The sequence below is a fragment of the Pusillimonas sp. SM2304 genome, assembly GCF_031628915.1.
Taxonomy (GTDB): domain Bacteria; phylum Pseudomonadota; class Gammaproteobacteria; order Burkholderiales; family Burkholderiaceae_B; genus Pusillimonas_C.
Genome location: NZ_JAVLUJ010000002.1, coordinates 439579 through 460301, shown reverse-complemented (window position 1 = coordinate 460301; position 20723 = coordinate 439579). Strand labels below are relative to the sequence as shown.

18 protein-coding genes are annotated in these 20723 nt (G+C 61.7%); 3 read left to right on the top strand and 15 right to left on the bottom strand.

Going from position 1 to position 20723, the window contains the following annotated elements:
* Nucleotides 1-48: 48 nt before the first annotated feature.
* The 8 genes from RE432_RS11130 to RE432_RS11095 all read right to left on the bottom strand — a co-directional run bounded on the left by RE432_RS11130 (nucleotide 49) and on the right by RE432_RS11095 (nucleotide 8522).
* A complete protein-coding gene (locus tag RE432_RS11130) occupies nucleotides 49-513 on the bottom strand; it encodes a MarR family winged helix-turn-helix transcriptional regulator (RefSeq protein WP_310933478.1) in 465 nt (154 codons plus the stop codon).
* Nucleotides 506-2119, bottom strand: coding sequence for an MFS transporter (locus tag RE432_RS11125; RefSeq protein ID WP_310933477.1), 1614 nt, complete (start codon nucleotides 2117-2119; stop codon nucleotides 506-508). Before RE432_RS11125 ends, RE432_RS11130 begins: the two co-directional genes overlap by 8 nt.
* Before the next feature lie 88 nt (nucleotides 2120-2207).
* Nucleotides 2208-3050, bottom strand: a complete 843-nt coding sequence (kdsA, locus tag RE432_RS11120) for a 3-deoxy-8-phosphooctulonate synthase (RefSeq protein ID WP_310933476.1) — start codon at nucleotides 3048-3050, stop codon at nucleotides 2208-2210.
* Nucleotides 3051-3059: 9 nt separating this feature from the next.
* On the bottom strand, nucleotides 3060-4712 hold the full coding sequence (locus RE432_RS11115) for a CTP synthase (RefSeq protein WP_310933475.1): 1653 nt from the start codon (nucleotides 4710-4712) through the stop codon (nucleotides 3060-3062).
* Between the two features lie 59 nt (nucleotides 4713-4771).
* A complete protein-coding gene (locus tag RE432_RS11110) occupies nucleotides 4772-6565 on the bottom strand; it encodes an aminopeptidase P family protein (protein WP_310933474.1) in 1794 nt (597 codons plus the stop codon).
* Nucleotides 6566-6650: 85 nt separating this feature from the next.
* Nucleotides 6651-7304, bottom strand: a complete 654-nt coding sequence (locus RE432_RS11105; protein WP_310933473.1) for a CoA transferase subunit B — start codon at nucleotides 7302-7304, stop codon at nucleotides 6651-6653.
* Nucleotides 7305-7306: 2 nt separating this feature from the next.
* Nucleotides 7307-8014, bottom strand: a complete 708-nt coding sequence (locus RE432_RS11100; RefSeq protein WP_310933472.1) for a CoA transferase subunit A — start codon at nucleotides 8012-8014, stop codon at nucleotides 7307-7309.
* 73 nt (nucleotides 8015-8087) lie between these two features.
* Nucleotides 8088-8522, bottom strand: a complete 435-nt coding sequence (locus RE432_RS11095; RefSeq protein ID WP_310933471.1) for a thioesterase family protein — start codon at nucleotides 8520-8522, stop codon at nucleotides 8088-8090.
* Between the two features lie 243 nt (nucleotides 8523-8765).
* Between RE432_RS11095 and RE432_RS11090 the strand changes: the two genes are divergently transcribed.
* The gene (locus RE432_RS11090) at nucleotides 8766-10412 is read left to right on the top strand and encodes an electron transfer flavoprotein-ubiquinone oxidoreductase (protein ID WP_310933470.1); all 1647 of its coding nucleotides are present in this window, start codon (nucleotides 8766-8768) and stop codon (nucleotides 10410-10412) included.
* 213 nt (nucleotides 10413-10625) lie between these two features.
* On the opposite strand, the gene RE432_RS11085 is transcribed toward RE432_RS11090, so the two are convergent.
* The 4 genes from RE432_RS11085 to RE432_RS11070 form a co-directional block, all read right to left on the bottom strand.
* A complete protein-coding gene (locus tag RE432_RS11085) occupies nucleotides 10626-11510 on the bottom strand; it encodes a DMT family transporter (protein WP_310933469.1) in 885 nt (294 codons plus the stop codon).
* A 151-nt stretch (nucleotides 11511-11661) separates the two neighbouring features.
* Nucleotides 11662-13641, bottom strand: a complete 1980-nt coding sequence (gene acs, locus RE432_RS11080; RefSeq protein ID WP_310933468.1) for an acetate--CoA ligase — start codon at nucleotides 13639-13641, stop codon at nucleotides 11662-11664.
* A gap of 75 nt (nucleotides 13642-13716) precedes the next feature.
* Nucleotides 13717-15054: an MFS transporter gene (locus RE432_RS11075; RefSeq protein ID WP_409079867.1), complete on the bottom strand. Its 1338-nt coding sequence runs from the start codon at nucleotides 15052-15054 to the stop codon at nucleotides 13717-13719.
* Nucleotides 15054-15461, bottom strand: a complete 408-nt coding sequence (locus tag RE432_RS11070; protein WP_310933466.1) for a heme-binding protein — start codon at nucleotides 15459-15461, stop codon at nucleotides 15054-15056. The genes RE432_RS11075 and RE432_RS11070 overlap by 1 nt, the downstream gene beginning before the upstream one ends.
* A 366-nt stretch (nucleotides 15462-15827) precedes the next feature.
* Here RE432_RS11070 and RE432_RS11065 point away from each other — a divergent pair, with 366 nt between their 5' ends.
* A complete protein-coding gene (locus tag RE432_RS11065; protein ID WP_310933465.1) occupies nucleotides 15828-16406 on the top strand; it encodes a C40 family peptidase in 579 nt (192 codons plus the stop codon).
* A 103-nt stretch (nucleotides 16407-16509) separates the two neighbouring features.
* Here the strand turns inward: RE432_RS11065 and RE432_RS11060 are convergent, their stop codons facing one another.
* The 3 genes from RE432_RS11060 to RE432_RS11050 all read right to left on the bottom strand — a co-directional run bounded on the left by RE432_RS11060 (nucleotide 16510) and on the right by RE432_RS11050 (nucleotide 19547).
* A complete protein-coding gene (locus RE432_RS11060) occupies nucleotides 16510-16905 on the bottom strand; it encodes a DUF2325 domain-containing protein (RefSeq protein WP_310933464.1) in 396 nt (131 codons plus the stop codon).
* Nucleotides 16906-17028: 123 nt separating this feature from the next.
* Complete coding sequence (locus tag RE432_RS11055) at nucleotides 17029-17979, bottom strand: CysB family HTH-type transcriptional regulator (protein ID WP_310933463.1); 951 nt, start codon at nucleotides 17977-17979, stop codon at nucleotides 17029-17031.
* 74 nt (nucleotides 17980-18053) lie between these two features.
* Nucleotides 18054-19547, bottom strand: a complete 1494-nt coding sequence (locus RE432_RS11050) for a CoA-acylating methylmalonate-semialdehyde dehydrogenase (protein ID WP_310933462.1) — start codon at nucleotides 19545-19547, stop codon at nucleotides 18054-18056.
* 218 nt (nucleotides 19548-19765) lie between these two features.
* Here RE432_RS11050 and RE432_RS11045 point away from each other — a divergent pair, with 218 nt between their 5' ends.
* On the top strand, nucleotides 19766-20710 hold the full coding sequence (locus RE432_RS11045; RefSeq protein WP_310933461.1) for a LysR family transcriptional regulator: 945 nt from the start codon (nucleotides 19766-19768) through the stop codon (nucleotides 20708-20710).
* Nucleotides 20711-20723: the final 13 nt, after the last annotated feature.

Sequence of the window (20723 nt, the reverse complement as noted above, 5' to 3'; positions counted from 1 at the left end):
TTTTTATAATCGGTCACCGGCCGGACAGCGGTCCAAGCACTCCGTCCATCACGTTTCGCCGGCTGCGTCCGCCGTCCCGGCCCGATCGGCGCCGGCCTGCTGCAACCCATGCTCCAGCGTCTGCAGCATCGTGCTCAGCATCCCCATCTGCTCGTGCGACAAATCGCCGAACGCCCTTTCAATGAAGGCCGCCCGCCGGGGCAGCGCCGCGTCGACAATCTCGCGCCCGGCCGCCGTCAGCGCAACATTGGTCAGCCTGTTGTCCTTGGCATCGCTGTGGCGCTCGATCCAGCCCTGGCGCTCGATCACCTGGATTTGCCGCGTCAACGCGGCTGGATCGATCAGCAGCGCCCTGGCAAGCTCTTTCTGCGAACGCTCCCCCGATTGATACAAAGTCAGCAGTATGCGCCAGCGCGGCATGGTATGCCCGATATTGCTTTCGAACGCGGACATCAGCGCGCGGTAGGTCCGCCCCAACTGCTGTATCGCCTGTAACTGTGGAAACTCATTCATTGGAAGAGGCCTGCGTGACGGTTTGCTTTACCCCCACGGTACGGGTAAAGCGGATGACCGGCACCCGGTACACCCAGAACAGCGCAATCAGGGCCATCAACAGGGCCGTCATCAAACCCGAATGCACCGCGGCCACCAGCGACATGCGCGCCAGCTCGATATACGACTCGCCATTCAGGCCCTGCCGCATCAGACGGGCCATGAAATCGCTTTGAATGGCTTGATTGACCAGAACCTGCGGGTCTTCCAGCAGGCCGATCCACGACGTGCCCTGCCCTTGCGGCACCGTCTGCCGGACCCCGTCGACATAATAGTGCGTGACCAGCGTGCCCACCACGGCGGTGCCGAGCATGCCGCCTATCATCCGTACCGATTGCAGCATAGCCGTTGAAATGCCCAACAAGGCGCGGCCGGCGGTTTCCTGCGCGAAAACCGTCAGGTTGGGCATGACGAAACCCAGGCCCATGCCCGCCAGCATCATATACAGCACAACCAGCCATTGAGGGGTGTTCTGATGCACGGTCACCATGCCGATGCAGGCCAGGACCTGCAGGGCGAAGCCGGCATAAAGCATGTAGTTGGGCTTGGACAGCAGGATGATGATGCGCGCATTGGTGACGCTGCCCAGCGTAATGCACACGACCAGCGGCGTGATCAACAGGCCGACCTGCTGCGGGGTCCGGCCAAACCCGCCCTGCAGCAGCAGCGGCAGATAGAACAGCAACGCAAACAGGATGAAACCGGTAAAAAGCGACAGGCAGAACAAGGCGGCCAGGCTTTTGTTCCGGAACATTTCCATGGGCAGCAGGGGTTGCGGGCAGCGCTTTTCCCAGAAGATCAGCACGGCAAAGACCAGGACGGCGAAGCAGCCCAGCAGCACCATGGACAGGCTGGCGCCCTGCCTGGGCATCAGCTCGACGAAAAACTGCAGGCTGCCCAGACCCAGCGCCACCAGCAATGCGCCTTGCCAGTCCAGGCGAATGTGGCTGACCTGAACCTGTCGTATGCGCGGCAAATAGCGCCACAGGAAGAACAGGCTCATCAAGCCTATGGGCAGGTTCACGAAGAACACCGAACGCCAGCCGATGTATTGGGTCAGAAAACCGCCCAGCGTCGGGCCAAAAGCATTGGCAATGCCGAACGCGCTGCTCAGCAGCACCTGCCAGCGCAGCCGCACATGAGAATCGGGAAACAGGTCGGGAATGCAGGCGAAGGCGGTGCCGACCAGCATGCCGCCCGCTATGCCCTGCAGCGCGCGCGCCAGCACCAATTGCAGCATGCTGTTGGCCGCGCCGCACAACACCGAGGCCAGCATGAAAAGAATGACCGATGCCACCACAAAAGGCTTGCGGCCGTAATAATCGCCAAGCCGCCCGAAAATGGGAATCGTGATGACCGAGGTCAGCAAATACGAACTGGCAACCCAGGCATACAGCTCGAAGCCGTTCAACTCGGCCACGATGGTCGGCAGCGCCGTGCCGACCACGGTTTGGTCGACGGCCACCATCATGCTGACAAATGCCAGGCCAAGCATGGCCAGCAGCGAGTGGCGTACAGACAGAATACGCCCCGTTTCGGCGGACGACGTAGCGATAGGGGGCGCCATGCTAATCTTTGGATGGGTCAATCATTGACATCACAATTATTTTAGTGCAAGCCATCCGGTCTTGCAAACAGGCTGCGGGCGCCTGGGATCAGGCCAGTACGCCGCTGCCTTTTACATAACGGTCGATATTCACCAATGAATCCAGCAGGCCTTCCATTTGATCCAGCGGCACCGCGTTGGGCCCGTCGGACAGCGCCTGATCGGGGTTGGGATGGGTTTCCATGAACACCCCGGCCACGCCCACCGCAATGGCGGCGCGCGCCAGGATGGGAACGAATTCTCGTTGCCCGCCCGAACGGGTCCCCTGCCCGCCGGGCAATTGCACCGAATGGGTGGCATCGAAGACGACCGGGCAACTGGTTTCACGCATGATGGCCAATGAACGCATATCGGACACCAGGTTGTTGTAGCCGAACGAAGCGCCCCGCTCGCACACCATGATGTTGTGCCCGTCGCCGCCCGCCGCAATGGCGGCGGCGCGGGCCTTGGCCACCACCTGCGCCATATCGTGCGGCGCCAGGAACTGGCCCTTCTTGATGTTGACGGGCTTGAGCGTGGCGGCACAAGCGTGGATGAAGTCGGTTTGCCGGCACAGGAAGGCCGGCGTCTGCAAGACGTCGACCACGGCGGCCACATCGGCAATCTGCTCGGTGGTGTGCACGTCGGTCAGTACGGGCACCTTCAACTGGGCCCGTACATCGGCCAGAATCTGCAGGCCTTCGTCTTGCCCCGGCCCGCGATACGACTGATCGGAACTGCGGTTGGCTTTGTCGAATGAACTTTTGTAGATGAAGGGAATGCCCAGCTTCCCGGCGATCTCCTTGAGCCGGCCAGCCGTATCGAACGCCATCTGCCGCGACTCGATCACGCAGGGCCCGGCGATCAGGAAGAAGGGGTGGGCCAGGCCCGCATCGAATCCGCATAGTTTCATGACAACTCCTTATTCCGCCGCTTTACGCCGCTCCTGATGCGCGATGGCCGCCCGGATATAGCTGGAAAACAGCGGATGGCCATCGCGGGGGGTCGAGGTGAATTCAGGGTGGAACTGCACGCCCATGAACCAGGGATGGTCGGGCAGCTCCATGATCTCGGGCAGGCTTTCGGTTGGGGTGCGCGCGCTGATCACCAGGCCGGCCTCTTCCAGCCGCGGCACGTAGACGTTATTGACTTCGTAACGATGGCGGTGGCGCTCGTTGACTTCGTTGCCGTAGATCTCGTTTGCACGCGTGCCCGGCTTGACCGGGCAGCGTTGCGCGCCCTTGCGCATGGTGCCGCCCAGGTCGGAATTGACGTCGCGCTTTTCGATCTTGCCTTCGCGATCCTGCCATTCGGTAATCAGGGCCACCACGGGATGCGGGGCGGCGGGGTCGAATTCAGTACTGTTGGCGCCGCCCAGCCCTGCCACGTCGCGTGCAAACTCGACAACGGCCAGTTGCATGCCCAGGCAGATGCCCAGATAAGGCACACCGTTTTCACGTGCGTAGCGGATGGCCTGGATTTTGCCTTCGGTACCGCGCTTGCCGAATCCGCCAGGCACCAGGATGGCGTCGAGCCCCTTCAGGCAATCAGTGCCTTGCGCTTCGATTTCCTCGGAATCCAGGTATTCGATGGACACGCAGGACCGGGTATGGATGCCCGCATGCACCAGGGCTTCGCTGAGCGATTTGTACGACTCGGTCAGGTCGACGTACTTGCCGACCATGCCGATGCGCACATTGTGCTCGGGATGCTCGATGGCATCGACCAGGCGATCCCACATGGTCAGGTCGGCGGGCGGCGGCGTGATGCCCAGCGCGTCGCAGACCAGGTTGTCCAGGCCCTGCTGATGCAGCATGGAAGGAATCTTGTAGATGGAGTCCGCATCCCAGACTGAAATGACGGCGTCCAGCGGCACGTTGGAAAACAGCGAGATCTTGGCCCGTTCGTCGGCAGGCACCGGCCGGTCGGCACGGCACAGCAGCGCGTTCGGATAAATCCCGATCTCGCGCAGTTTCTGCACGGAGTGCTGGGTGGGCTTGGTCTTGAGCTCGCCGGCCGAGGCAATGAACGGCACCAGCGTCAAATGCACGAAGGCGGCATTGTTGCGCCCCAGCCGCAAGCTCATTTGCCGGGCGGCCTCGAGGAAAGGCAGCGATTCGATATCGCCGACCGTGCCGCCGATTTCTACAATGGCGACATCCGTGGCGCCATCCCAGGCCGACTTGGCCCCCCGCGCGATGAAATCCTGGATTTCGTTGGTGATGTGAGGAATCACCTGCACCGTCTTGCCCAGGTAATCGCCGCGGCGCTCTTTGCGCAGGACCGATTCATAGATCTGCCCGGTCGTGAAATTGTTGACCTTGCGCATACGCGTGGAAATAAAGCGCTCGTAGTGGCCAAGGTCAAGGTCGGTTTCGGCGCCGTCTTCAGTCACGAAGACTTCCCCATGCTGGAAGGGGCTCATGGTGCCCGGGTCGACGTTGATATAAGGGTCGAGTTTCAGCATGGTGACCCGCAGGCCCCGCGACTCGAGAATGGCTGCAAGCGAGGCTGCAGCAATGCCCTTACCCAGGGAGGAAACGACGCCTCCCGTGACAAATACGTATTTGGTCATTGTAAATTTACATGCCCGGGGCAACCGGGCAGGAGCGGGAAATTTGGATTATAGCCGGTTCAAATCGGGCGGGTGCGTTCCAGCAGCCATTCTTTTGCACGCCCCTGGACCCGGCTCAGCAAACGCTGGCGCACCTGCTCATGATAGCCATTCAGCCAGGCACGCTCGCCTTCCGTCAATAACGCCGGCTCGATGCAACGCGTATCGATTGGACACAAAGTCAGCGTTTCAAATTTCAGGAATTCGCCGAATTCGGTTTCTGCCGCCGGCACGGCCAGCACCAGATTCTCGATGCGTATGCCCCATTGGCCCGGCCGGTACAGCCCAGGCTCGTTCGACGTGATCATGCCCGGCTCCATGGCCATATGCGGCGTGACGACGGCCCGATAGGCGATCGACTGCGGGCCTTCGTGCACATTCATGAAATAACCCACGCCATGCCCGGTCCCATGGCCATAATCGGCCCCGGTCTGCCAAATGGGCATGCGGGCGATGGTATCGAGCAGAGGCGCCGCCGTGCCGCGCGGAAACACCGCCAGGGACAAAGCAATCATCCCCTTGAGCACAGCGGTATAGTCGCGCTTCTGCGCTTCGCTGACCTGCCCCACCGGAACGACACGCGTGATATCCGTCGTGCCGCCCAGATACTGGCCGCCGGAGTCAATCAGCAACAACCCATCTCCTTCGATCACGGCATGCGATTCAGGCGTGGCGTGATAGTGCGGCATGGCCCCATTGGCCTGGAAGGCCGCAATGGTCCCGAAGCTGGGCGTCACGAAATGCGGCTGCTTGCCGCGCGCGGCGGTAATCTGCTCATCGATGGTGATTTCGGTGATGCGGCCTTGCCCCTGGGCGGCCTCGAACCAGGCAAAGAATTCGCACAGGGCCGCGCCATCGTGCTCCATGGTCCGCCGCACATGATCGGCCTCGGCCGCATTCTTGCGCGACTTGAGCAGCTGTGAAGGGTTGATGGCTTCCACCACCTCGACAAAGGCCGCCGCAGCGAACGTGCCGACCGTGGAGCGCGCCGGGTCGAGCAACAGGGCCTGCCCTTCCGGCAGGCAGGCCAGGGCGCCGATCGCGCCGTCATAGGGCTCGACGGTGACGCCATCGTCCAGCAGCCTGCCCAGCAGGTCCTCATTCATCTTTTCAGGGGCCACGAACAGGCGCGCGGACTCCGCGCCGATCAATGCATAGGCCAGAAACACCGGGTTGTAGGGCACATCGTTGCCGCGCAGGTTGAACAGCCAGGCAATGTCATCGAGCGACGACAGCCAGTGCCAGTCGGCTTTGTGCCCGGCCATGGCGGCCCGCACGGCAGCGAGGTTTTCAGCGCGGCTGCGGCAGGCAAAAGGCGGCATGTGTTCGAATACCGTCCCTTGCGGAAACGCCGGGCGCGGCGTCCAGATGTCGTCCAGCACATCGACATCGCTCACCAGCAAGATGCCTGCTTCGGCCAGCGCCGCCTGCCACTGCCTGTGCGTCTGCAAAGCCAGGACTTGCCCATCGACGCTCACGCGCTGGCCGCGCGCCAGGTGACCGGCCAGCCACTGCGCCGGGCCCGGCACGCCCGCTTCGCCGGCCCGCATCAGTTCGATGCCCGAGCCCCGCAGGTCGTTCGCGGCCTGCTCCCAATAGCGGCTGTCGGTCCAGAGCCCCGCAAACTCGGCGCTGACAAGCAGCGTGCCCGCCGATCCGTCGAAGCCGCTCAGCCATTGCCTGCCCTGCCAGCGCTCGGGCAAGTATTCCGACAAGTGCGGATCGGACGAGGGAATGATGCAGGCATGGACCTGGCGCTGCTGCATGGCGGCGCGCAAGGCCTGGATGCGTTGGGCAAAAACAGACTGACTCACGATACTTCCTTCATAAGCGCCAACGCCTGCGCCAGCAATGCGTTGACTGGCGCAGGCGTTGGCCGGAACGGCATGTCAGGAACAATCAGGCAAGCGCGGATACATCCAGCCTGGCTGCCGTCTTGGACTTGATTTCATCGACCGTGACGCCAGGCGCGACTTCGAGCAGCTTGAGGCCGCCATCGCTGACTTCCATTACGCCCAGATCGGTAATGATCAGGTCCACCACCCCCACGCCGGTCAACGGCAAGGTGCATTCAGGCAAGAGCTTGATGTCTTCGGTGCCGTCTTTCTTGCGCGCGACGTGCTCCATCAGCACAACGACCTTGCCGACGCCGGCCACCAGATCCATGGCGCCGCCCATGCCTTTGATCATTTTGCCCGGAATCATCCAGTTGGCCAGGTCGCCTTTTTCGGACACCTGCATGGCGCCCAGGATGGCCAGGTTGATCTTGCCCCCGCGTATCATCGCAAAGGAATCGGCCGAAGCGAAAATGGACGAACCCGGCAAGGTCGTGATCGTCTGCTTGCCGGCATTGATCAGATCCGCATCGATCTCGTCTTCGGTCGGGAAGGGGCCAATGCCCAGCAAGCCGTTTTCAGACTGCAGCCAGACTTCGACGCCCGCGGGTACGTGGTTGGCCACCAGCGTAGGCAGGCCGATTCCCAGGTTGACATAAAAACCGTCTTGCAGTTCACGCGCAGCGCGTGCTGCCATTTCATCACGAGTCCAGGCCATTGTTAAGCTCCTTGCGCGTTGCGGACAGTGCGTTGTTCGATACGTTTTTCAGGATGGGCATTCAACACGATGCGATGCGTGTAAATGCCCGGCAGATGCACCTGGTCGGGATCGATGGCGCCGGTTTCGACGATCTCCTCGACCTCGACGATGGTGATCTTGCCTGCCATGGCAACGTTCGGATTGAAGTTGCGCGCTGTTTTACGGAACTGCAGGTTGCCGCTGCGATCGGCCCGGTACGCCTTGACCAGCGACACATCGGGAACGATGGAACGCTCCATGACATAGGTTTCGCCGTCGAACTCGCGCAGCTCTTTGCCGTCGGCCACCACGGTGCCCACGCCGGTGCGCGTGAAGAAGGCGGGAATCCCCGCGCCGCCGGCGCGCAGTTTCTCGGCCAGCGTGCCTTGCGGCGTAAACTCCAGCTCAAGCTCGCCCGCCAGGTACTGGCGCTCGAACTCTTTGTTCTCGCCCACATACGAAGCAATCATCTTCTTGATCTGGCGCGTGGCCAGCAGTTGGCCCAGGCCGAAACCGTCGACCCCGGCATTGTTGCTGACGCAGGTCAGGTTTTGCACGCCCGAATCGCGCAAGGCCGCGATCAAGGCTTCAGGAATGCCGCAAAGACCGAAGCCGCCAACGGCGATGGTCTGGCCGTCGGCGACGACGCCCTTCAGCGCTTCTTCGGCGCTTGCGTAGACTTTATCCATTACTCCTATCCTTATTCAATTGTCATCCATTGGCCTCTGGCTGCAACACCTTCGGCCTGTAAAAAAAAACGATTCATGCCGCCATCAATTCTGCCAGACGCGCAAGCTCGTGCTCCGTCCAGGGCAAGGACTTGCCCGTGTCGCTGTCGGCTCCCACCAGAACGTACCGGCCTTTTGCATAGAGTACACCGGGCTCGTCGTCGCGTTCGAGCAGCGTGTCCATTTCGATGCTGGAACGCCCTACCCGGACAAGCACCTGGGTGACGATCGCCGTGGCCGGATACAACAGGGGTTTCAGGAAATCGCACGAGACATGAGCGACCACCGACATCTTCTTCGAGGGGGGCATGATACCCACCTGCGAGAACAGTTGAACCCTCGCTTCCTCGAAGAAACGAAAATACACGGTATTATTGACATGATTCAAGGCGTCAAGATCGCCCCAGCGGACCTGCATCGCACAACGGAAAACACCACCCACGGGCGGCATGGAAGATGGGGCTGTCATTTGCATCGTCGGCGTCCTTGCGCAGGGTCATAAGCACTGGGCAAGTATAACGTGATGATGGACGCCCTCCCGCATGCGCCACAAGCCCGGCATGCCGGCGGCAGGATGGTTTGAACAGGCAGCCCAAGCTTGTTCAAAGCAGCTTGCCATGCAATATTGCGACCTATTCATTTATCAATCCATATCGATATAACGGTTTTGAGGCACAGCACCTCAATAAAAAACCAACGGGAGATCTTTACAATGGCTGAACGTGAATCAATGGAGTACGACGTTGTCGTGGTCGGAGGCGGGCCGGCTGGCCTGGCCACGGCAATACGGCTGAAGCAACTGGCTGCCGAGCGCGAACACGATGTCAGCGTTTGCGTGCTTGAAAAAGGCGCCGAAATCGGCGCCCACATCCTGTCCGGCGCCGTCATGGACCCGCGCGCGCTGACCGAACTGATTCCCGACTGGAAGGAAAAAGGCGCGCCGCTCGACACCGCGGTCACTGAAGACAAGTTCCTGTTCCTGACCGAAAAAAGCGCGCGCGCCACGCCCAACTGGATGCTGCCGCAGTGCTTCCAGAATCACGGCAACTACATCGTGCAGCTTGGCAACGTCACGCGCTGGCTGGGCGAGCAGGCCGAGTCGCTGGGGGTCGATATTTTCCCGGGCTTCGCCGCCGCTGAAGTCCTGTACAGCGACGACGGCGCCGTGAAGGGCGTCGCCACCGGCGATATGGGCGTTGCCCGCGACGGCAGCCATACCGAGCACTACCAGCCCGGCATGGAGCTGCATGCGCGCTATACCGTTTTCGCCGAAGGTTCGCGCGGACAGCTGGGGCGCGAGCTTATCGAGCGCTACAAGCTCGACGCCGGACGCGATCCGCAAAGCTACGGCATCGGCATCAAGGAAATGTGGGAAGTCGATCCCGCCCAGTCGCAGCCTGGACTGGTCGTCCATACCGCAGGCTGGCCGCTCGACGCCGATACCTATGGCGGCTCATTCCTTTACCACCTGTCCAACAACATCGTCGTGGTGGGGCTGGTCGTCGGCCTGGACTACGCCAACCCCTGGCTGTCGCCCTTCGAAGAATTCCAGCGCTATAAAACCCACCCCGCCATCCGCCCCACTTTCGAAGGGGGCAAGCGCATCGCCTATGGCGCCCGCTCGCTCACGGCGGGCGGCCTGCTGTCGCTGCCCAAACTGTGCTTCCCGGGCGGTGTCATGGTCGGTTGCGAGGCCGGTGTGCTGAACGCATCCCGCATCAAGGGCAGCCATTCGGCCATCAAGACCGGCGCCCTGGCCGCCGAGGCCGCTTTCGATGCCATCGTGGCCGACCGGCGCCATGACGAGCTCGTCGCCTACCCCGCGGCCTTCGAAAGCTCGTGGCTGCACGCCGAGCTGAACAAGTCCCGCAACTTCAAGCAGTGGTTCAAGAAAGGCCGCACGGTCGCCACGTTGATGACAGGCATAGAACAATGGCTGCTCAAGGGCAAGATGCCCTGGACGCTGCACCACAGCAAGCCCGATCACGCCTGTTTGCAGCCCGCCGCCGAATGCGCGCGCATCGATTATCCCAAGCCCGACGGCAAGCTGACTTTCGACCGCCTGAGCTCGGTGTTCATCTCGAATACCAACCACGACGAAAACGAGCCTGTCCACCTGACGCTCAAAGACCCGTCCATACCCGTGTCGGTCAACCTGGCCAAGTATGGCGGCCCCGAAGCGCGCTACTGCCCGGCCGGCGTGTACGAATTCGTCAAGACGGATACCGGCGAAGACCGCCTGCAGATCAATGCACAAAACTGCGTCCACTGCAAAACCTGCGATATCAAGGACCCCACGCAAAACATCGTATGGGTGGCGCCCCAAGGCGGCGAAGGCCCCGTCTACAACGGCATGTAGCCCCCGTCAGCCCGCACGGCGTGGGATGAGCCCGGACATAGGACAGTCCCTGCGGACTGTCTTATGCCTGGCGAATCCGAGCGGCATGCAGGCCGCGAGGTGGGGTAACACGCTTTCAGCGTGTGGGCTCCTTTTTGCCGCCGGGCCGCCCCAAGGCAAAAAACGCCCCCTTGGGGGGCAGCAAGCGCGCTTCAGCGTGCGCAGCGTGGGGGCTCATCCTTCCCTACGCCCCCCTTCCAGATTCACGATCACCAGTCCCGCCATAATAAACACCACGCCCACCAGTTCGGGCAGGGTCGGCTGCTCCGCCAGGATCAGCCAGGCCAGCAGCACCGTCAGGACCGGCACGCCCAGGCTGGACATGCCGGCGACCGTGGCGCTGACGCGCCGCACGACCGACATCCACAGCCACCACCCCAGCGCCGAGGCGATGACCGCCATATACGCAACGCCCCAGAACAGGTCTGGCGCCCAGACGATAGACTGCTGCGAAAACATCAGGGTGACCGGGAAAGTCAGTAAGGCGCCCAAGGCCATCTGCCACATCGTCACGTTCAGCACGTTCGGCGCATAGCGCTGGAACATCATCTTGGACAGCACTGTTCCCAGGCCCCAACTGACGCCTCCGGCCAAGGCCAGCAGGGAGCCGGTCAGCGACCCCGTTCCCTGCCAGGGTGCGATGATGGCCACCAGCCCGATACCGGCGCTGGCAAAGCCGATCATGTGGCGGCGCGTGGGCCGGTCGCCCAGCAGCATCCAGGCAAACAGCACGACCCAGAAAGGCATGGTGTAGGCGAGCATGACGACATGGCCGGCCCCGCCCGTCACCAGCGCCAATTGGCACAGGCACTGGAATGCCATCGTCTGGAACACCGCAATGCCCAGCGTCAGCCCGAGCGGCGGAAACGTCAGGGGCTGCCGGGTCGCCAGCAAGATCGCCAGCAGGACAATAAAGGCGACCCCATAACGCACCATGACCAGATCGAATGGGCCGATGAAGACTGAAAGATGCTTCATGGCAATCCAGCTGAACCCCCACAGGGTCACCGTCAGGGCCATCAGCAGCAAGGCGCCGTGATCGGTCTGGTTCGATTTCAAGTGTCGCTCCCGTCATGCATCGCAAAGGCCAAACAAAGAAAAAATCAGGCCAAAGCCTGATTTTCGAAGGCAAGAGGGCCGGCCCGAAACGGGCGGGCCCAAGGTGACCATATTATCACCGCCAGCGCAGACAGAGCCTGCGCTGGTGTCACTAGTGCGCTTGCGAGAGTTGATCCAGGATCGCGGGATTCTCGAGCGTGGACACATCTTGCGTCACGGGTTCGCCCTGGGCCACCACACGCAGCAGGCGGCGCATGATTTTGCCTGAACGGGTCTTGGGCAGATTTTCGCCAAAGCGGATGTCTTTGGGTTTGGCGATGGGGCCGATCTCTTTGGCCACCCAGTCGCGCAACTGCTTGGCGATGCCATCGGCCTCGGCGCCCTCGGGCAGGGCCTGGTTGAGCACCACGAAGGCCACCACCGCCTCGCCCGTCGTGGCGTCCGGGCGCCCCACCACGGCGGCCTCGGCGACCAACTCATGCGAGACCAAGGCCGATTCGACCTCCATCGTTCCCAGGCGGTGGCCCGACACGTTCAGCACATCGTCGATGCGGCCCATGATCCAGAAGTAGTCGTCGCGATCGCGCTGCGCGCCATCGCCGGCCAGATAGTAGCCTTTGAGCTCAGGGGGGAAATAGCTTTTCTTGAAGCGCTCCGGGTCGCCCCAGATCGTGCGTATCATGGCAGGCCAGGGGCGTTTGACGACCAGGAAGCCGCCCTTGCCCCGTTCGACCTCTTCACCCGCCTCGTCGACGATCGCGGCGGCAATGCCCGGCAGCGGCAAGGTGCACGAACCCGGCTTGAGCGGTGTCACGCCCGGCAATGGCGTGATCATGTGCGCGCCGGTTTCAGTCTGCCACCAGGTATCCAGCACCGGGCAGCGTTCGCGCCCGACATGGGTGTAGTACCACATCCAGGCTTCGGGATTGATGGGCTCGCCCACCGACCCGATAATGCGCAGGCTGCTCAGATCGTATTCGCGCGGATGGTATTCGGGCGAGGTTTCCGCCGCCTTGGTCAGTGACCGGATGGCCGTGGGCGCGGTATAGAACACGGTGACCTTGTGGCGCTGGATCATTTCCCAGAAGCGGCCCACCGTCGGGTAGGTGGGCACGCCCTCGAAAACCACCTGGGTCAGGCCCGCCGCCAGCGGCCCATAGGTAATGTAGGTGTGGCCGGTCACCCAGCCCACATCGGCGGTGCACCAGAACACATCGCTGTCCTTGGCATCGAACGTCCATTTGACCGTCAGCAGCGCCCACAGCAGGAAGCCGGCCGACGCATGCTGGACCCCCTTGGGCTTGCCGGTCGAGCCCGAGGTATACAGGATGAACAGGGGGTGCTCGGCATTGAGCGCAACCGGCTCGCACTGGCTGGGCTGGTTGGCGGTGACATCGTGCATCCACAGGTCGCGCCCTTCCTGCCAGGCGACCTTGCCGCCCGTGCGCTTGTAGACAACGACGTGGCTGACGGCCTCGCAGCCGCCCATCTGCAGCGCTTCGTCAACGGCATTCTTGAGCGGGATGGTCTTGCCCCCCCGCACTTGCTCGTCGGCGGTAATGACCAGGGTCGCCCCCACATCTACAGCGCGCTCGTTCAGGCTCTTGGACGAGAACCCGCCAAACACCACCGAATGGATAATGCCCAGCCGGGCGCAGGCCTGCATGGCCACCACCGCCTCGATGGACATGGGCATATAGATGATGGCCCGCTCGCCGGCCTGATGCCCCAGCGCCTTGATGCCATTGGCGAACTCGCATACACGGGCATGCAGTTGCTTGTAGCTGACCTGGGTGACCTTGCCGTCGTCGGATTCGAAGATAAGCGCCGTTTTATTGGCGGTTGGGGTGTCCAGATGCCTATCCAGGCAGTTGGCTGAAACGTTCAGCTCACCATCACCAAACCAACGATAAAACGGCGCTTCGGATTCATCCAGAACCTGCGTGAAGGGTTTGCTCCAGACCAGATTTTCACGGGCCAGACGCGCCCAGAACGCGTCCGGAGATTTTTCCGCTTCGTCGCACAAGGCCTGGTAGCCCTGCATGCCGGAAATAGCGGCGCCTTGAACCAGGTTATCGAAAGGCGGAAAGACGCGGTTCTCGGTCAATACCGACTCAATCTCGTTAGACATGCTGCTCGCTCCTTTTGAAGTTTGAATTATCCATGCACCCTAGCGGACTAGACTTACGTCACGCTGACAATGCCGCTACGTCGATATAGTATCGCGCGCCCGGGCGCCGCGAGCAAAATCCAGCCGCGTCAGCACCAACAGCCCCGCCACGAAGAACACGCCGGTGCACAGCAGCGCCAGCCTGTGGTTGCCGCCCGTCAGCCAGGTGACCAGGCCATAGCACAAGGGCCCGACCACGGCGGCCAATTGCGTGGCAAAGGTCCACAGGGCGTAGAACTCGGCCAGCCGCCGGCTGGGCGCCAGCGCCCCCACCATGGCGCGCCCGGCGCTCTGGCTTGTTCCCATGCATAGCCCCGCCACGGCGGCGGCCAGCCAGAACACCCAAACCTGCACGGCGCTATAGGCCAGCAGCACCATGCCTATCCAGCCCGCCAGCGTGATGGCCAGCGCCCGCTTGTGCCCGATGCGGTCCTGCGCGTAGCCAAACAGAAAAGCGCCCAATGCCGCCGCAATGTTCACGGTGAAGACCAGGATCATGGTCTGCGCCATGGTGAAGCCCATCGCCTCGGTGGCATAGACCGCGGCCAGCGTCACCACGACGGTCACCCCCGCGTGGTAGCAGACGCCGCACAGCAGCAAGACGCGGAAATCGGGGAAATGCGCGCCCGTGTCGCGCCAGGCGGACGCCAGGCGGGCCAGCATGCTCTCTTGGTGTTTGTGCGTGGGCGGCGTGCGCTCGCGCAGGAAAAGAAAGGAAGGGACCGCCGCCATGGCGAAAACCGCCGCCGTCAGCACCATGACATAGGGCACATACTGGCTGGCCGCCAGGTTATGGCCGCTGGCCCACGACACCACTGCCAGCGACAGGCCCAGGGTCAGCATGCCGCCGAAATAGCCAAAGCTCCAGCCCCAACCCGATACCCGTCCCAGCGCGTGCGGCCGGGCGATCTCGGGCAGGAAAGCCGCCACAATGGATTCGCCCACGCAATAACAATAATTGGACAGAGCGATGAACAGCAGCCCCCAGACGATATCGCCGGGACCCGCAAACGCCAGCAAGGCCGTGGCCGCGACGCAGCCCAAGGTGCTGGTGAACAGCAGCCGGCGTTTGCCGGCCCGTGCGTCGGCGCGCGCGCCCAGCGCAGGCATGGTGAACATGACCAGCAGGTACGACAAGGACAGCGCCGCCGTGAAGGCCAGCGTGCCCCATGTTTCCTGGGCGGCCACGACACCGACAAAGTAAACGCTGAATACCGTCGTGAGGACGACCGTGGTGTAGCCGGAATTGGCGAAGTCGTACATGGCCCAGGCCCAGACTTCGCGCTTTGACACACCCGGATTCAGTGCGGGCCCCAGCGCCGAGCTCAATACCGCATCGGCTTCGCTGCTTTGGCCAGGAGCCCGGTTTTGCATCATGCTTTGAGCGTAGCGATCCCTGCCTGGGCAATCTGTACGTCTTCAGAGGACTTGACGCCCGAGACCCCCACCGCGCCGATGACCTGGCCGTCGACCACGATAGGCACGCCGCCTTCCAGCATGCCTTCAAGGCCAGGCGCCGACAGGAAAGCGGTGCGCCCCTGGTTGATGGTGTCCTCGTAGGTTTTGGACTCGCGCTGCCCCAGCGCGGCGGTCCGGGCCTTGGCCGGCGAAATCTGCGCGGAAATCGGTGCAGCGCCATCCAGGCGCACCATGCCCAGCAAATGGCCGCCATCATCGACCACCGAAATCGACACCGCCCACTTTTGGGCCAGCGCATGCTGCTCGGAGGCGGCCAAAATGGCTTTGACGTCGGCAAGGCTTAGTACGGGTTTGGTTTTCATGTGTATCCCTATGCAATAGTAGTCATTATTAATAACAAGAATAGCGGCGCTTGGCCGATTCGACCCATAGACTAGCCCGAGCCGCCCCTCCCGTAAAGTCAAAGTTCAAAGCAAAACTTCTTTACGTTTACGCGTCGATTCGTTAAACTTGCCCGATTACCCATGTTTAATTTGTGTAAAGCTTCCTCTTTCTACCCGCATTTTCTGCCAAAACTTATCGATTTCACTTCTATCTGAATTCAAATCGAACGGTCGGCGGGGTGGCTTTACACAAGCGAAAACCATCCAATTATGCCGCCGCACCGACTATCCCGCCTACTCCCGTACATTACATCCCGATATTTTTGGCGCGGCACCAAGGCCCTGATGCTGGTTTCCACCGTGGCGCTCGCCGGTTGCGCCACCAATAGCCAGAACCAGCAGGCAGACAGCAATCCGGCCCGTACGGCGCGCGACCACTACCTTGCGCAAACCCAATCCGACCCGCTAGGCGCCTACCTCACCAACCGGGAACAAGAATACGCGCGCTCCGCCGCCCCCCAAACCACCACGACGCTCGCCTCGACCGCGCTCAGCGTACTGGGCATCAAATACCGTTACGGCGGCGAAACACCCGATACCGGTTTCGATTGCAGCGGCCTGGTCATCTATGCGGCCGAGAAATCGCTGGGGCTGAAGCTACCCCGAAAATCCTCTGAGTTGGCCCGCCTGGGCACATCAGTCAAGCGCAACGAACTCAAAAAAGGCGACCTGGTGTTTTTCAATACCCGGGGCCGCCGGTTCTCCCACGTGGGCATCTATCTGGGCGATCGTAAATTCGTCCATGCGCCACGCACCGGAAGCGTCGTTCGCATCGAAAGCATGGATATCGCCTATTGGCAAAAGCGCTATAACGGCGCGCGCAGGCTGGCCATCAACACCTCGCAAGCTCTGACCGCCAACTGATCGGACATACACCGGTTAAAACCCGTTGAAGCAAAAAGGCCGGCATCTGCCGGCCTTTTTGCTTTCTGGTCTTGTTGTGCTGTGCCCCTCCGGCTTGGTCCGGCTAAGCCGCCCTGACGCGCGGACGGCCATGGCCGCGCCCGTTATCGGCCATGAACTTGGCTTCTTTCTCGGCTATTTTCGGCATGTCGCAGGCCTCACAGTAGCCGCATTGATTCAATGCCTGCTTCATGCTGCACACCGAGCGCCTGCAAGCCAGTACGCGGATGCCCGCGCGCTGGGCGGCCGCACGAAACGTCTTCATCACGTTATGACCCAGAAAATCGGTCAGCAATATCAGCAGTTCAGTGCCCGAGGGCAACTGCAAGGTTTTCTTCTGGTGCGACGGGTCGCGACCGCTGATGTGATGGCGAATGGCAATATTGTGCCCTTTCAGCAACTCGGGGATATTACCCAGACGGTCGGCCCCCACTACAACTGCACTGACGAATTGAGACATGGTTGCTCCTGAATGAGGTGGTTTCGTAACGATAATCATTCTTATTATCAAAGTCAACAAAAACCTGTGCAAGAGGATGCAACTTTTCTCCTCCCCGAGCACGCAACCTGTTTCAGTTTTTTACTATTCCGCCTTGGGACTTTTATCGATGGCTTCCTGGACCGCTTCGCGGGTCAGCTCGGGCGCCAGCATTTCGAGCAGGACATAAACGTAGTCGCGCAGGAAGACGCCCGACTTGACGGCAACCCGCGTCACGTGGGTGCCGAACAGATGCCCCGCCGGCAGGCCGACCAGCCCTTTGTCGCGGCGCGGGTCATACGCCATGCCCGCGATGATGCCTATGCCCAGGCCCACATCCACATACGTCTTGATGACGTCGGCATCGATGGCCTCTAGCACGATGTCGGGCACGACATCGGCCGCGGCGAACATCTCGTCGATGGCGCCCCGGCCCGAAAACTGGTGATCGTAGGTGACGATGGGATATTGGGCCAGCTGCTTCAAAGTGATGGCCTTGGCCGCGCTGGAGGTCAGTTGGGCCAGCGGATGGTCGGGCCGCACCACAATGGTGTGTTCCCATGAATACACCGGCAGGGCCGCCAGGCCGGGGGTCAATGCCAGCGTTTCGGTAGCGATGGCGACATCGGCCTGTTCATGCAGCACCATCCGGGCCAAATGGGGCGGATTGCCTTCAGCCAAAGAAAGGCGCACTTTGGGGAAGCGCTCGCGGAAAGCCGGTATGACTTTGGGCAATATGTAGCGCGCCTGAGCGTGCGTGCAGGCAATGACCAGGCCGCCTTCGTCGCGCCGGGCGAACTCGTCGCTGACTTTTTTCAGGTTGTCCACTTCGCGCATGATGCGGTCTATGACCTGCGCGACGACGTGGCCGGGCTTGGTCAAGCCTTTGATGCGCTTGCCATGGCGCTCGAAGATCTTCACGCCCAGCTCATCCTCGAACTCGATGATGGCCTTGGATACGCCGGGTTGCGACGTAAACAAGGTCCGGGCGGCGTCGGTCAGGTTGAAATTGCGTCGTATGGTTTCACGGACGAACCGGAATTGCTGCAGATTCATAAAAAATAGCCCTTGATATGAAGGGCTATTATATGTAATAAAGAAATTAAAATATATTCAATTTAGTTATAAGCTTACTTCATGGAGATGGTCGTATTGACGCCGGCGGCATGCGCGGACCAGCGGGCCGTGACCGTTTTGGTCTGCGTCCAGAAATGCACCGCCTGTTTTCCGTTGGGACCCAGGTCGCCCAGCTTCGAGGCGCGCGACCCGGTGAAGCTGAACCAGGCCACCGGCACCGGAATGGGGATGTTGATGCCGATCTGGCCCACATCGATATGGTGCTGGAAGTAGCGCGCCGCGCCGCCGTCCTGCGTGAACACTGCCACGCCGTTGCCATTGGGATTGCTGTTGATGAACTCAACCGCGTCTTCCAGCGTGTCGACCCCCACCACGCACAATACCGGGCCGAAGACTTCCTCTTGGTAAATGGCCATGTCGGCCTTGACGCCATTGAAGACGGTGGGCCCGACAAAGTTGCCGGCCTCGTAGCCGGGCACCTTCAGGTTGCGGCCATCGAGCACCAGTTCAGCGCCTTCGTCCACGCCTTGCTGGATCAGGCCTTCAACCCGTTTCTTGGCATTGGGCGACACCAGCGGGCCCAGGTCGGCATCGCGGTCGGAGCCGATGCTGACCTTCAGTTTCTTGGCGCGTTCGATGAAGTCGGGCAGCCAATCGCGCGCTTCGCCCACCAGCACCGCGACCGACGTCGCCATGCAGCGCTGGCCGGCCGCGCCAAATGCCGCGCCCACCAGTTGATTAAGCGCCACCTCGCGATCCGCATCGGGCAAAATGACGCAGTGGTTCTTGGCGCCCATCATGGCCTGGCAGCGCTTGCCGGCCTTGGACGCACGGCGATAGATTTCCGTCCCGACATGGGTGGACCCGATGAACGAGACCGCCTTGATGTCGGGATGCTCGCACAGGCCGTTGGCGACGTCGGGGCCGCCATGCACCACGTTGAGCACGCCGGGCGGCAAGCCGGCTTCCAGAGCCAGTTGCGCCAGCATCAGCGTCGAACTGGGGTCCTGCTCGGACGGCTTCAGGATGAAGGTGTTGCCCGCCGAGACCGCCATGGGGAACATGAAGCACGGCAGCATGATGGGGAAATTGAATGCCGTAATGCCGGCGCACACGCCCAAGGGCTGTATCAGGGTGTAGACATCAATGCCCGTGGCGGCGTTTTCCGCATATTCGCCCAGTTGCAGCGATGCCATCGAGCACGCGTGCTCGATGACTTCCAGGCCCCGCCCGACTTCGCCTTCGGCATCGGGCAAGGTCTTGCCGTGTTCGAGCGAAATCGATTTGGCGATGGCCGCCGTGTTGTCGCGCACCAGTTTTTGCAGATTGAGCATGACGCGGGTACGCGCCGCCTGGCTGGTATTGCGCCAAGTCTTGAACGCTTCTTTCGCGTTGGCGACCGCCAGATCCAGCTCTTCCCGGGTGGCAAACGGTACCTGCGCGACGACTTCCTGCGTGGCGGGATTGATTACGTCCCGCCACTCGGTGGTTTTGGACTGGACGAGCTCGCCGCCGATCAACAGCGGAATACGTGGAACTGCACTCATTAAGGTCTCCTTGGCGCATTCAAGATGCAATTAGTATGGATAAGCTGCGGCGGCCCGCGCTAGGGGCGCCGGAACGTCCGCCCCCCGGCCGCGCGCACCGTAAAACATGCGGCGCCCTGGCACGCAGGGCGCCATCCCATCCAAGTGTAGTTGTGTAAAAAACTTATTTCCATCAAAATATTTGCACATTCATTGCTAAAAATTGCACAACGAACCTTATGCTCGACTGGGACGGATTACGTTATTTCCTGGAAGTGGCCCGCACCCAGCGCGTCAGCGCCGCCGCCTTGCGGCTGGGCGTGCAGCACAGCACGGTATCGCGCCGCATCCACGCCCTGGAACGCGAGCTGGGCACCGTGCTGTTCGACAAGTCCAAGGCCACCGGCTTTACCCTGACGGAGGACGGCAGCCGTTTCTTTGCCTACGCCGAACAGATCGAAGGCACCCTGTTCACCGCCCGGGAAGAAATTTCGGGCCAGTCGCAAACCCTGTCCGGGCATTTGCGTGTCGGCTCTACAGAAGGCTTCGGCAATTATGTGCTGGCGCCGCTCATGATCGATTTCCAGCGGCGCTTCCCGGCCATCACCCTGGACATCATGCCGGTGCCGCGATTCATCAGCCTGTCCAAACGCGAGGCCGACATCGCCATTTCCCTTGAGCGCCCCCAGCGCGGCCCCTACCTGTGCACCAAGCTGCTCGATTACTCCCTGAAGCTGTACGGCAGCCGGGATTACCTGGCCCGCGCCGCGCCCCTGCGCAAGAAAGCCGATCTGGCGGACCACACCTTCATTGGCTATGTCGAAGAATTGCTGTTCACCGACAGGCTGCGCTATCTTGACGACATCATCGCCCCCCATCGCGTCTCGTTCAAAAGCACCAGCGTGATCGCCCAGTACCATGCGGCCCTGCAGGGTCAATCGCTTGCGATCCTGCCCTGCTTCATGGCCGCGCAAGACCCGCGCCTGCAGGCGGTGCTCGACCAGGACATCCTGGTGACCCGCAGCTTCTGGATGTACTGCCACGAAGACCTGCGCCATTCGAAAAGAGTCATGGCGCTATGGGACTTCCTGAAGCAATCCGTGCAGTTGAACCAGCCCCTGCTGCGCGGCGAACAAAGCGCGCTGCAATACCTGCCGCAGGAGGCCGCCCGGCTTGACCATTGAGCCGGTGGCGCCC

Coding starts and splice junctions, on each gene's coding strand:
- RE432_RS11130 (WP_310933478.1), bottom strand. CDS start 513: ATGAATGAGTTTCCACAGTTACAGGCGATACAGCAGTTGGGGCGGACC.
- RE432_RS11125 (WP_310933477.1), bottom strand. CDS start 2,119: ATGGCGCCCCCTATCGCTACGTCGTCCGCCGAAACGGGGCGTATTCTG.
- kdsA (WP_310933476.1), bottom strand. CDS start 3,050: ATGAAACTATGCGGATTCGATGCGGGCCTGGCCCACCCCTTCTTCCTG.
- RE432_RS11115 (WP_310933475.1), bottom strand. CDS start 4,712: ATGACCAAATACGTATTTGTCACGGGAGGCGTCGTTTCCTCCCTGGGT.
- RE432_RS11105 (WP_310933473.1), bottom strand. CDS start 7,304: ATGGCCTGGACTCGTGATGAAATGGCAGCACGCGCTGCGCGTGAACTG.
- RE432_RS11100 (WP_310933472.1), bottom strand. CDS start 8,014: ATGGATAAAGTCTACGCAAGCGCCGAAGAAGCGCTGAAGGGCGTCGTC.
- RE432_RS11095 (WP_310933471.1), bottom strand. CDS start 8,522: ATGACAGCCCCATCTTCCATGCCGCCCGTGGGTGGTGTTTTCCGTTGT.
- RE432_RS11090 (WP_310933470.1), top strand. CDS start 8,766: ATGGCTGAACGTGAATCAATGGAGTACGACGTTGTCGTGGTCGGAGGC.
- acs (WP_310933468.1), bottom strand. CDS start 13,641: ATGTCTAACGAGATTGAGTCGGTATTGACCGAGAACCGCGTCTTTCCG.
- RE432_RS11075 (WP_409079867.1), bottom strand. CDS start 15,054: ATGCAAAACCGGGCTCCTGGCCAAAGCAGCGAAGCCGATGCGGTATTG.
- RE432_RS11070 (WP_310933466.1), bottom strand. CDS start 15,461: ATGAAAACCAAACCCGTACTAAGCCTTGCCGACGTCAAAGCCATTTTG.
- RE432_RS11065 (WP_310933465.1), top strand. CDS start 15,828: ATGCTGGTTTCCACCGTGGCGCTCGCCGGTTGCGCCACCAATAGCCAG.
- RE432_RS11060 (WP_310933464.1), bottom strand. CDS start 16,905: ATGTCTCAATTCGTCAGTGCAGTTGTAGTGGGGGCCGACCGTCTGGGT.
- RE432_RS11055 (WP_310933463.1), bottom strand. CDS start 17,979: ATGAATCTGCAGCAATTCCGGTTCGTCCGTGAAACCATACGACGCAAT.
- RE432_RS11050 (WP_310933462.1), bottom strand. CDS start 19,547: ATGAGTGCAGTTCCACGTATTCCGCTGTTGATCGGCGGCGAGCTCGTC.
- RE432_RS11045 (WP_310933461.1), top strand. CDS start 19,766: ATGCTCGACTGGGACGGATTACGTTATTTCCTGGAAGTGGCCCGCACC.